Below are 12,000 nucleotides of genomic sequence, written 5' to 3' on the forward strand. Positions count from 1 at the left end.
TTATTAAGATTCCATTTCGTTTTCTTTTATATTCGTATTTACATTGTCAAGCGAAGTGTCAATAAATTCATCTAGTGTTAGATCCGCCTGAGATGCTTCTTCTAAGCTACCTGTTTCCAATAAAATCTTAAATTGTTTTTCATTTAACATAGGTATGCCGAGTTCTTGTGCTTTAGTTGCCTTTGATCCAGCATTTTCACCAATGATTACACAATAAGTATTTTTGCTAACAGAAGACGCGGCTTTACCGCCTCTAGAAGAAATAGCCTCTTTAGCAGAATCTCTAGTAAAATCTTCTAAAGAACCTGTAACAACAACAGTTTTTCCACTAAGCGTTTGTTCAAACTTATTAGAAGAATCAGGATTACCGACTACGCCAGCTTCTTTCCAATTGCGTAAAATTTCACTTCGCCAATCATTAGGATCCTTAGATTTTTCAAACCAATCATAAACAGCTTGAGCAATCTCAGGACCAACTCCATTAATATTTGTAAGCTCTTCAATAGAAGCATTAGAAATATTATCTAAAGACCCAAAATGCTCAGCAATTAATCGAGCAGTTGGAGGGCCAAGTCTGCGTATAGAAAGCGCTACTAGAACTCTCCACAAAGTTGCAGATTTACCTTTTTGTGATATTTCTTCTAGCATGCTTCTTGTAGTTTCACTAGGGCGCTTATAAAAAGGCACACCAATCGTAACAAGACAACCATCTTGACGTATTTGCTTATCTCTTATTTCGGTTACAAAAGCATCGCGCGGAACTTCAAATCCAGGATAATTAGGGTCAAATTGTTCTATAGAAGTATTTTCAGAAATATCAGTAGAGTTATTTTCATATTCATTTCTAGAACTAGATAATATCGTTTTTTGCTCTACGCGCTTAGCTTCCAGTTTACGAGTCCAAAAAGCAGGTACCAGATTCCATAATCCAGATCCGCCAATTTTCTTTGATCTCTTCTTTAATTTTCCGTCTTTTCCTACTTCTTCCCATTCTTCAACAAGAGGAATTTCCTTCCAAACTTTAACATTGCGTAAATCTTCAGCACTAATATTGAAAATATCAGCTTCGCTAGTTAAAACAGGAGTCTGAGGAAGAGGAAGATCGCAACTTGACTTTGGAAGAGTAGGAGTAACAGAAGATCCTCGTTGAATAGCAATTCGCTTTATATTCTCATCTTCTATATAAACCTCTGAAGTTGCTGGCCTAGAATCTTCAGGATTGGTTAAAGCTAAAGCTGAAGCATCACCCAAATTCTCAATATCAAAAGCTTGTCTAGAAGCCAAGTGAATTATTCGCTCAGTAAGTTGAGCTGGGCAGTTTTCAACATTAGGACAACGAATATCTTTATCCCCCTCTTTTGCAGGAGCAAGCTTTGCGCCGCAAGACGGGCATAATTCCGGCATTACGAATTTTCTTAATTCTTTTTCATGACCATTACGCGCTGCAAGAACTGGACCCACGAGTTCTGGTATTACATCTCCAGCTTTACGCACGACGACGGTATCCCCTATAAGAACGCCCTTGTGCTCAACTTCATACGCATTGTGCAAAGTTGTACGAGAAATAGTAGATCCTGCCACTGTTACCGGTTCGAGTATTGCTACAGGAGTTACTCTTCCAGTTCTTCCAACTTGTACAACAATATCTTTAAGAAGCGTATTCACTTCCTCAGGCGGGTATTTATATGCAATAGCCCATCTTGGCGCTCGCGAAGTTGCTCCAAGTTTACGTTGTAAAGCGCGATCGTCTACTTTAATAACAATTCCATCCAAAGCATGTATTACGCTCGCTCGATGTTCGCCATAATAATCAATCATATCTTGAATTTGTTCAAAATTATTGACGTTGCGAGTATAAGGAGAAACAGGAATACCCCATTGTTTATATAACGAATAAGCATCAGATTGATTAAATGTTGTTTCGCTATTTGCGTGACGAGTTGAATTTTTCCAGCGCAATTCCCCTAGGCCATGTGCAAAAAAGCTTAAATGACGAGATGCTGTAATTCTAGGATCTTTTTGACGCAAGGACCCAGCTGCTGCATTTCTTGGGTTAGCAAATAGTGGTTTTTCTGCATTTTCTTGTTCTTCGTTAAGTTTGCGGAAATCTTCCCATGTCATAAATACTTCGCCGCGTATTTCCACAAATTCTGGAATATCATCGGAATTTTCAGCATGTAATTGTGTAGGTATAGCGTCAATAGTTCTTACGTTAAGTGAGATATCTTCGCCTGTTACTCCATCCCCTCGAGTAAGACCTTGTTCAAGAGTTCCATTTCTGTAAATTAAATTCAACGCTAAACCGTCAATTTTAACTTCACATGTCATAGGTAGAGGCTTGTTTTCTGGCCAGTTTAAATCGCGAATTACGCTGTCATACCAGTCTTTCAATTCATCAAAAGAAAATACATCATCTAAACTCATCATTCTAGATGGGTGTTTTACAGAAGCGAAATCATTCGAAAAAGTTCCACCCACGCGGTGCGTTGGAGATTGTGGGGTGTCTAATGTTGGGAATGTTGCTTCAAGAGTGCTTAACATTCTCATACGTGCATCGTATGCTGCATCTGAGCTTGTAGGCGAATCTTCTACATAGTAAGCAATCTGATCAGATTGAGTCCATGCTGCTAATTTTGCCCATAGTCTAGCGGCTTGTTCTGTTGTTAATAATGATGGCTGTACATTTTCTAATGCGAGCGCATCTGCATCTGTTGGTTCTAGTTTAGAAATCCATTCGTTTATATCTATATTCGGACTCCAAGTATGTGCAGTATGTGCAGTATGTTCAGTTTCAGTATGTTCGATGGAATTGTTTCTGTCTGTATTGCTATTGCTGCTGTCCGTATAGCTAGCATCTGTATAGCTAGCATCTGTATCGTTGTCTGTGATATTAACTGTATTTGTGTTTGTATTAGAGTTCTGAGCATAAGTTTGATTGTCAAAATCAAAAAGTGACAGTTGCACGTCTTGGTTATCTGCAGCTTTTTTGCTTATACTCATTGTTATCCCTTTCGCTACTCCACGCCCAACAGTGGAATAAAATTAAACAAATCGCAACCATCATTTATATAATATGATAATCGCTGCTTGTAATGTTATGCATTTAGTGAACGTAAAAATTGCATTTGCGTAGCATTGTTGATTTCATTATCGCTTTGAGTGTATTTCATTCGCGCAGATGCTACACACAGTGTTCTAGCTATAACGAACATTCCACTGTTTACAGTACTTTTCGCGGCAGAATCAATAATAGAATGTGCGTTTGTATTAGGCCATTCCGGTATGTTTTTCTCTTTGAGAATTTTACTAATATCATTTGTATTTTCAGGTATAGGCATGCATTGCGATGTCATGCGTGATATAAGCTCGTTTTTCTCAATTTGAAGAGTTCCAATATTATCCGGGGATATATTTTCGGCCATTTTATACGCTGCTAAAGCGCTGTAAAAATTATCTCTCATCCATTCTGTGTAAGCTAACCTATAATATGCAAATGCTGCATCATCTTGATCCAAAGATACTCGCAAAGCGTTTAAGCAAGCTGCGTATGCAGAATCCCAATCTTCATTATTTGATAATTCTGTAGCTAAGCGTAAGTGCGAAAGCGCATATGTAGGAGCGTATGAGACCATAGTGCGCAAGTGTTGCAAAGTTTTATTACTATCATGCAATTGTGAGTAAATATCAGCTAATTCCATATGAGCGTAGAATAACCCATCTGGAATTAAACGCATTGATTCGTTATTGTTTGCGAACATGCGATTATATATGACTCTTTCAGCATATGAATTGAAATATCTAGGTATAGATTTTCCTTCTGAAAACATTGAATCGTAATATGCTATTTTCTTCTCATACTCTTCGATTCCGCTTGTAACTTCCCCGCGTTCAAATTGATTATGAGCTTTTAATTGCGTATTTCGAATTTCCTTAGAAATATTAAAAGTGATTTCAGGAATTGGTTCCTCGTCAATAATTGCTTTAGTTATTATTTCCGCTTTTTCTGTTAATTCTGGGTCATCAATATCGTTTATTATGCTCATTGCCATACGTGCTTTTTCGGCAGTCGTAGGCATTAATTCTGAAGAAATATGATGGAAATCAGAAACAGCTTGCTGCAGTAAATCTTCTCTTTGTATTGCAAGTCCTTGAGATGTAGATGTTCCTAACAAATCTTCAATATTGCTATCAAACACTGAATCTGAAAATTCTGGTTCTTCTTGCGCGCCACGAGGAGCAAAGCATGTATCGCGTAAATCAAATGTAGGCTCTACAGGTTTTAAAGCGTGATTTTCATCTATATCAATATTTGCGCAAAATTCGCGATATGTGTTTATTGGATTTCGCAAGCCATTTTTACGCAGATGTTCTACGAATTTTTGCCTTTCAAAGTTCACGGTCATTAAGGTTTTGCGTGTCTTTTCTATTTGTATAGGTTGATTAGATTCATCTTTTTGTGCATCTTGAATGGTCGCATTAATTTGATTAGCTAAATTATTTTGGTTATTTTGGTTATTTTGGTTAGCTTGGTTAGCTTGGTTATTCTGATTGTTCTGATTTACTTCTGACGAATCAAAATTTTGTGAATCGTGAATTTGATCAGGATTACCATGAACGTCACCATCTTTAGGCTCACCTTTTGATGGAGTTTCATGATTCATCATGTTATTAAGAGCGCTAATAGTACGGCTTAAAAGTCTGTTTATAGCATTGTTGTTTGCTACTACCATATCTTCAAGTCCAATAGAATCCAATCGCACTGATACGTTTTGTATTGCAGGATTAGCAGCAAAAGCTAAGGTTGCTAGAATAATTCCAAGTCGCAAATTGTATTCTGTTGACATAGCAGATCGATCTGAATCATTTAAATTGACCCAATGCTTTTTTGCTTTGTCATACTTTCTTTTAGGCATAACAGAAGATTCCGTTGCCATGAAACCAATAGCAACATTTCCGTCTTCAATATTTGATCGGAAGTCTGCATCAAATCTGAACGGAGTATACATTGTTTTAATCAAGCGTGAAAGTCTTTGCCTATATGACCATTCATTATTAGATTTATAGTCACGAATCATTGCTTTTTTGCGTTCTTGACGAATATGCTTCCATATAGCTTCAATAGGCTTGATTTTATCGTCGTTAAGTGGATCTCCTAGATTTTTAAAAAGATCTGGATAAGCAGAAAAAGCAGGATCTTCAAGTAGTGCTATATCTATTTGTGCTGCCTGCTTGAAAGTTATTTCATCCTCAGTTAGATTATCTCCATTAAACGCATTTGTTTCCAAGTAATTACTAATAGTATTTATTCTGTTTAAGGCGCCTTCAATGTTTAGGACCGTGATTGCTGTTTCTGGATCTAATGCATTATCCCAAGAAATAACATAGTTCCTGGAAACTTTCGACTTATCTAAATGTAGAGTTTCAGCTCCATGATGTTGTTCTAGTGATCTAATAGGTTTAAGTGCTTTTGATTCGTGCATTAAACGTTCGTAATAAGCTTCTAATCCCGAATATCTAAGACCAGAGTATCTAGCTTTCTTTATATCTTTAACACTTCCTCGTATAGCGCACAGAGGAGCTTCTTTTTGGAGTCGGCGGAATATATTTTCAACTCCAAAACTGGTTAATGAACCTGAAAGATCAGGAATTAGATAAGTAGCAAAAAATGCAATAGCTATAGCGTCTTGATAAGAAAGATTATGCCTTAGGGACTCAGGTAAAGGCGTACGAATTTGTTCAATAGTATAAGTTCTGTGGTTATTAAGACTTGTTGAAAGCCATGAAGCAGCCCAATGTAGTCCGTCAAACGGCGATGACTGTATAACAACATCTCCGCATAAAGCATTTAAAGAAGATTCTTTTTTCAATCTAGAAAATGTTTGTAATAAGAACTTAATTCTTCCAAGAAAAGTATGTGATTTTTCTTCAAAATTAGTGCTTTTTACGCTGTTTTCATCTGTTGTTTTCGCTCTTGTTGCTCTTTCGTCTTTTGTTTGTGCTTTATTATCGTTTTCTGCGTTGCTTTCCGTATCGTTTTCTATACCTATGTTAGAGTTTTTAACGCTTCCTGTAATTACGCAGTCATCTTCGTCAATTTGATCTTCATCAATGCAATCATCGTCATTATCGTCATAGAACGGATACTTGTATACGTAAGGAGTATTAAATATTTTCGATATTTTTTCTACTTCATGAACGAGTTCTGGGCAGTTTATACGCATATCCTCGATTTCTTTGCCCATTTTCTTTGTGCTTTTATAATCTTCAAAATATATATTATTTTCGCTTTTAGGATCGTAAGTTTCTTTCCAAGACTTTTTAATATTTTCCAATAAAGTATTAAAGCTACTAGGAGTGTTTCTTCCGTAAAAGCGAGATTTATCTTTAAGTGTGATTTCTTGCTGTTCTATAAGGGAAACAGATGGGAAATTGTTATACGTATCTTCAACAGATATGTCGTTTCCAACGTATACGCGACCTTCATAATCAGCTATTGCTAGTTGTCTAAATTTTTTATTTTTATCTTCAAATAAGCCTAATGAAAGTATCGGTTTAGAAGGTTTGTTGTTAAAAATAGATTTTTCTGATTCATCCGATTTTGCGTATTTATTATCGTAATGAATCCAACCATAAGAAATGCCCTCTGGAAGGCCTTTTATATCATTAAGAATGTGTTTTTTAGCAAAACGAGGGACATTTATTAAACCGCTATTTAAAGTTGATTCGGTTGATTCGTCTAAATCGTTTGAATCGGTTGAATTGTTTGATTGATACGAGTGATTAGTCGAGTAATTTAGGTCAGTTGTGTCAGTTGTTCTATCGTTCAGTGGCATCTTGTCTGTCATGATCCCCCAATTCTTTTAAGTCTTCCAAGTCTTTTAAATCTTCTAAGTCTTCCAAATCTTCTAAGTCATGCGAAATGCATGCTACCTTTGTTCTTTTAACGCCACATGTAACTTTATGCACTCTTCACACTAGTAACATTATATTCAGTATATAAGTTGTATATAAGCAGTATATATGAAAACTATTTTTCTTGCATTGAATGTTGGCTGATTCTATTTTTTGGTAATAACCATCTATTTTGTTTATGACTCAGTGTTTTTGCCTATAACCCGTGTTTTTGTCGCTTTTGGTATTTTTATATATTTTGATGTCTTTATATATATTGATATTTTGGAATTATCTAGGATTAATTTGGGATTTACTTCAAAGCTTGCACATGCGCTTAAGATATGTAATGGCGAATAAAAAAACTCAGCGAAATATGGGACATATTCGCTTAAGATTCACATGGAGCGGACAACGGGACTCGAACCCGCGCTCTCAACCTTGGCAAGGTCGCGCTTTACCAACTAAGCTATGTCCGCAAACAAGTAGACATATTAGCTTTATTTTTAAGCAATTGCAAGTTGAAGAATCGAATAAAATTTTATTTTTACTTTTTGGCTACATAGTAGCGTTTTTACGGAGTGTTGTGAGCTGTAAAATTATCTGCTATTAAATACAATAAGAATTATTATCATTAACTATAAAAATATTTATAATTTTTGTCTATAATTTGATTTTTCTATGAAAAAAATTAAAAAGTAATGTAGAATAAAAAAGTGGTTTCGCTCAATGAAAGAACGAAAGCTATAAAAGAACAAAATAGCAATGTGATATAGAACGAGGAGGTATCTATGAAGGCTATTGTTGCTACCAAGGATAAGAAAGCTCAGGTCGTTGAGAAGGAATTGCGACCTTTAGAGTTCGGTGAAGCTTTGCTTGATATGGAGTGCTGCGGTGTATGCCACACTGATTTGCATGTTAAGAACCAGGATTTTGGAGATAAAACTGGTGTAGTACTTGGACACGAAGGAATTGGTGTTGTACGCGAAGTAGGTCCTGGAGTTACTACGCTTAAGCCTGGTGATCGCGCTTCTGTAGCTTGGTTCTTCAAGGGTTGCGGACATTGCGAGTTTTGCACTACAGGTCGTGAGACTTTGTGTCGTAGCGTTTTAAATGCTGGTTATACTGCTGATGGTGGTATGTCTGAGCAGTGCATTGTTGCAGCAGATTATGCTGTAAAAGTTCCTGAAGGATTGGATCCAGCTCCAGCAAGCTCTATTACCTGTGCAGGCGTTACTACGTATAAAGCTATTAAGGAATCCGGAGTACATCCTGGAGAATGGCTTATTCTCTTTGGACTTGGTGGCTTAGGCAATCTTGCCTTGCAATATGCTAAGAATGTTTTTGGCGCTCATGTTATTGCTGTTGATATTAATGAGGGTCAGCTTGAATTTGCACAGAAGTATGGCGCAGATTTGTGCGTTAATCCGCTTAAAGAAGATGTTGCTGAATTTGCGATGAAGAAGGTCGGCGGTGCTCACGGCGCTGTGGTCACCGCCGTTAATAAGGAGGCATTCAACGCAGCTGTTGATTCAGTACGCGCTGGCGGAACTGTTGCAGCTGTAGGTCTCCCACCTGAGAATATGGAGTTAAGCATTCCTCGTTTGGTACTTGACGGTATCCGCTTGGTCGGTTCTCTTGTAGGTACTCGTAAGGATTTGGAGGAAGCATTCCAGTTTGGTGCTGAAGGAAAGGTTGTTCCACAATGCCACATGCGTAAGATGGAAGATATTAATGATATCTTCGATGAGATGCTTGCAGGCAAGATTCGTGGACGCATGGTAATCGATCTTTCGCACTGAGTAAAAACAACTCGTTTAATATAAATGATTTATGATTTTTGAATTGTTTATATAAACCTGGAGCTTAAAGGATATTAATCTGTTGCTTAATTAAGTGCTGAATATTTAGATAGATAGAAGAATATAACTGAAGACATGATATGAATTAATGGCCACTTCCCTATTGGATTTGGCCATTAATTTTTTGGACTGTGTATGTAGTAAGCCTTACAAGCACTGGATGCACTTGTAAGGCTTACTTGTTTCAGATTTTTAGTGTTTTAACTTGAAGACTTATTTTATTTGCTTGCTTACTTGCTTTCGTCATCGCGCTTTGGAGAAGATGGTGTTGCACCTTTTTCAAGCACTCGACCAGGGCCTGCAAGATAAGCTGCGCGTCCTGCCTCAATACCAAGCTTGAAAGCTTTAGCCATAAGCACAATATCGTTTGCAGTAGCAACTCCAGTATTTGCCATTACAGCTGCAGCACCCATTTCCATTGCTTCAGCAGCCTGGCTTGGAACACCAATGCCGGCATCGACAATAACAGGAAGATCGATTTCGTCGATAATAAGCTGAATAAACTTCTTAGTTTCAAGACCCTTGTTAGAGCCAATCAAAGAGCCGAGAGGCATAATTGCAGCAGCGCCAGCGTCGCGCATTGCCTTAGCAAAGTACAAATCTGGATACATGTAAGGAAGAACAGTAAAGCCTTCGTCAGCCAAAATCTTTGTTGCTTGCAAAGTAGCTTCATTGTTTGGCAACAAATACTTGCGATCAGGAATAATCTCAAGCTTGATGAAGTTACCGCAACCCATTTCGCGAGCAATATGAGCAGTGTTAACTGCTTCCTCTACAGTTACGCATCCGCTAGTATTAGGCAAAATGGTAACGCCTTCTGGAATATGCTTTAAAATTCCTGCAGCTTTCTCACTATAGCGAATTGCTACAGTAATCATTTCAGCTTTAGCACTATTTACTGCTGCGTCAATAAGTTCTTCAGAATACTTTCCAGAACCCAAAATGTATCGAGAAGTAAACTTCTTACCACCTAATTCTAAATAATCTTCATTCTCCATAATTTCCTCCATTTTTTATCCATTTCAGCGCTTCTAAGGCTTCTAAACTCGCGATAATCGAAACATAAGGCAAATACAAGCCTTCTTCAGGAGAAGACTCAAAATCACCCACTAAGCACACGTTTGAGAGATGCTTAATTTTTACGTTCCTAATATCTCCTAGTCCAGATAAGCCAGAAGCAGTAATAATATATTTGTTAGGATGATTCATGAAATAGTCAAGAACCATTGATTTCGATTCGCGATTGTCGAATGCTTCAATAAACAAGTCGGAGCGCTCAGCAATCTCATCTAATGATTCCGGCGTAACTTTCTGCACAAAAGCTTCCACTTCAACATACGGCAAAGTTTTATTAAGTCGAGCTTTAGTAGCAGACACTTTGTGTTGTCCAATTTCGTTAATCATATAATTTTGACGGTTTAAATTCGAATACTCGACACTGTCAAAATCGTAAATGAACAACTTTTTTACGCCGGCTCGCGCAAGCATAAACGCAATATTTGATCCCAAACCGCCACAGCCAAGTATTGAAACTGATTGTTGCGCAAACAAATCATTATCTTCCTTTAGCTGACGCTTAAGAACTTTTGCGCGAATATCGTCACTTTCCATTCATCCTCCTCCCATAATGCTAAATACTTCAATTTTTGCGTTATCTTTAACTATGAAAGTTTCAAAATCTTTGCGTTTTACTAATTCACCATCAACTTCTATTGCAACAAAAGTACTGTCGTAACCTTCGCGCTTAAGTAGTTTAAGTAAATTCTCGTTCTCAACATAATCCACAGTATCGTGATTAAGTTTCAGCACACTTACCTCCTTTCTGTAGAATATGCTTTAAGCTTTAAATATTACGTTTAAATATTCTACCTAATCCTTAGCTGGATGAAGAATAAACTTGCCTTTAAAGTCTTTGCAAACACCATTTTCTTTGCTGTAAATTTCTTCACCGCGAAGCAAAGTTCTTACCACCTGGCAGCCAATAGTGCGACCAACGTACGGGCTGAACTTGTTGCGATACTCAAGATCCTCAGCTTTAAGAACATAAGGAGCATTTGGTTTAATGAATGCAAGATCTGCGTCATAACCCAAACGTATGCTGCCTTTTCCTTTCAAATCGAAGCGTTTTGCAGAATTGCTAGAATTCAATGCCACAAATTGAGTTAACGACATTCCGCGCTTTTGCACAGCCTCATCAAAGAACACGTCAACATCATTTTGAACGCTACCAATACCGCCCCAAGCTGTGAAAGCATCATCAGTTTGCTTCAAACTTAGAGGAGCTGGCGAATGGTCGGAAACAATGAAGTTAATAGAACCGTCAAAAACCTTTTCCCACAAGCCATTCTGGTTTTCCTTGTCACGAATTGGCGGAGTGCACTTAGCGATATTTCCAATCTCGTCAAGCTCAGAAGTATCGAAATACAGGTAATGGTTGCAAGTTTCGCAGCTTACGTCAACGCCATTCTTACGAGCATCAGCAACAGCTTGAGCGCCTTCTGGTGAAGAAACATGAACAATATGAATTCTGCATCCAGTTTCTTTAGCAAAAAGGCAGGCGCGTTCAATAGCTTCAACTTCAGTGAAAACAGGTCTGGTTGCTACGAACTCAGAAAGTTTTCTAGCTCCCATTTGATGAGCTTTCTTTCCAAGCTGATCGGTAATAGGAGCATTTTCGCAGTGCATAATCAAAATTTTGCCTGTTTTAGCAATCTGCTGCATACCTGTGTACAAGGAGTAATCGTCGCAATTATACAAATCAACTTGCAAATCCTTGTCGCCGGTAGTGCCAAGGAAGGCCTTGTAATTAACAACACCCTGCTTATCTTGCTCACATATTCCGCCATTGAGGTTTTGTGGTTCCAAGCCACCAGTTTGACCAACATCAACCTTGAGCTTTCCGTCGGCTTCTTCAAGCACTGCTTCAAATGACTTTCCATCAGTAGTAGCAGGAATTTGATTGCAAGGCATTTGCAGCATTGTAGTAATACCGCCTTTTGCGCCGGCAGAAGTTGCTGTTACAAAACCTTCCCAATCATCGCGAACGCCTCCGCCTGGAGCGTTAATATGAACATGAGAATCAACTTTTCCAGGAATAACTATTAAACCAGTTGCGTCAATAGTTTTATCGGCTGCAAAGTTGCTTCCAAAAGCGGCAAACTTGCCATCTTTAATTGCTATATCTGCTTTAGTTGCTTCATTATCGAATACAACCAAACCATTTGTGATTACTACATCGTAGTTCATA

The 12,000-nt window shown here is 37.8% G+C and carries 7 protein-coding genes and 1 tRNA gene; 1 reads left to right on the plus strand and 7 read right to left on the minus strand.

What is annotated here, in order from left to right; all coding sequences use genetic code 11:
• Positions 1-3: 3 nt before the first annotated feature.
• From ligA to HXT51_RS00650, 3 genes are all read right to left on the minus strand, one after another.
• Complete coding sequence (ligA, locus tag HXT51_RS00640) at positions 4-3,000, minus strand: NAD-dependent DNA ligase LigA (RefSeq protein ID WP_421776533.1); 2,997 nt, start codon at positions 2,998-3,000, stop codon at positions 4-6.
• A 95-nt stretch (positions 3,001-3,095) separates the two neighbouring features.
• On the minus strand, positions 3,096-6,845 hold the full coding sequence (locus tag HXT51_RS00645) for a tetratricopeptide repeat protein (protein ID WP_421776534.1): 3,750 nt from the start codon (positions 6,843-6,845) through the stop codon (positions 3,096-3,098).
• A gap of 449 nt (positions 6,846-7,294) precedes the next feature.
• Positions 7,295-7,370: transfer RNA gene (locus tag HXT51_RS00650), tRNA-Gly, on the minus strand.
• Between the two features lie 312 nt (positions 7,371-7,682).
• On the opposite strand from HXT51_RS00650, the gene adhP reads away from it, so the two are divergent.
• Positions 7,683-8,693, plus strand: a complete 1,011-nt coding sequence (adhP, locus tag HXT51_RS00655; protein WP_103084239.1) for an alcohol dehydrogenase AdhP — start codon at positions 7,683-7,685, stop codon at positions 8,691-8,693.
• A 290-nt stretch (positions 8,694-8,983) separates the two neighbouring features.
• Here the strand turns inward: adhP and HXT51_RS00660 are convergent, their stop codons facing one another.
• From HXT51_RS00660 to allB, 4 genes are read right to left on the minus strand one after another with little or no spacing between them, the layout of a single operon-like run.
• A complete protein-coding gene (locus HXT51_RS00660) occupies positions 8,984-9,751 on the minus strand; it encodes a thiazole synthase (protein ID WP_004108959.1) in 768 nt (255 codons plus the stop codon).
• Entirely contained in the window at positions 9,741-10,364 is a 624-nt protein-coding gene (thiF, locus tag HXT51_RS00665) for a sulfur carrier protein ThiS adenylyltransferase ThiF (protein WP_421776535.1), read from the minus strand. Before thiF ends, HXT51_RS00660 begins: the two co-directional genes overlap by 11 nt.
• Positions 10,365-10,562, minus strand: coding sequence for a sulfur carrier protein ThiS (gene thiS / locus HXT51_RS00670; protein WP_415707576.1), 198 nt, complete (start codon positions 10,560-10,562; stop codon positions 10,365-10,367).
• Positions 10,563-10,622: 60 nt separating this feature from the next.
• A complete protein-coding gene (allB, locus tag HXT51_RS00675; RefSeq protein WP_421776536.1) occupies positions 10,623-11,999 on the minus strand; it encodes an allantoinase AllB in 1,377 nt (458 codons plus the stop codon).
• Position 12,000 lies beyond the last annotated feature (1 nt).

It is taken from the genome of Gardnerella sp. KA00255 (assembly GCF_049244095.1).
Classification (GTDB): Bacteria; Actinomycetota; Actinomycetes; order Actinomycetales; family Bifidobacteriaceae; genus Bifidobacterium; species Bifidobacterium vaginale_F.

Bases quoted from the DNA above. Each gene is read 5' to 3' on its own strand.
- ligA (WP_421776533.1), bottom strand. From the start codon at position 3,000: ATGAGTATAAGCAAAAAAGCTGCAGATAACCAAGACGTGCAACTGTCA.
- HXT51_RS00645 (WP_421776534.1), bottom strand. From the start codon at position 6,845: ATGACAGACAAGATGCCACTGAACGATAGAACAACTGACACAACTGAC.
- adhP (WP_103084239.1), top strand. From the start codon at position 7,683: ATGAAGGCTATTGTTGCTACCAAGGATAAGAAAGCTCAGGTCGTTGAG.
- HXT51_RS00660 (WP_004108959.1), bottom strand. From the start codon at position 9,751: ATGGAGAATGAAGATTATTTAGAATTAGGTGGTAAGAAGTTTACTTCT.
- thiF (WP_421776535.1), bottom strand. From the start codon at position 10,364: ATGGAAAGTGACGATATTCGCGCAAAAGTTCTTAAGCGTCAGCTAAAG.
- allB (WP_421776536.1), bottom strand. From the start codon at position 11,999: ATGAACTACGATGTAGTAATCACAAATGGTTTGGTTGTATTCGATAAT.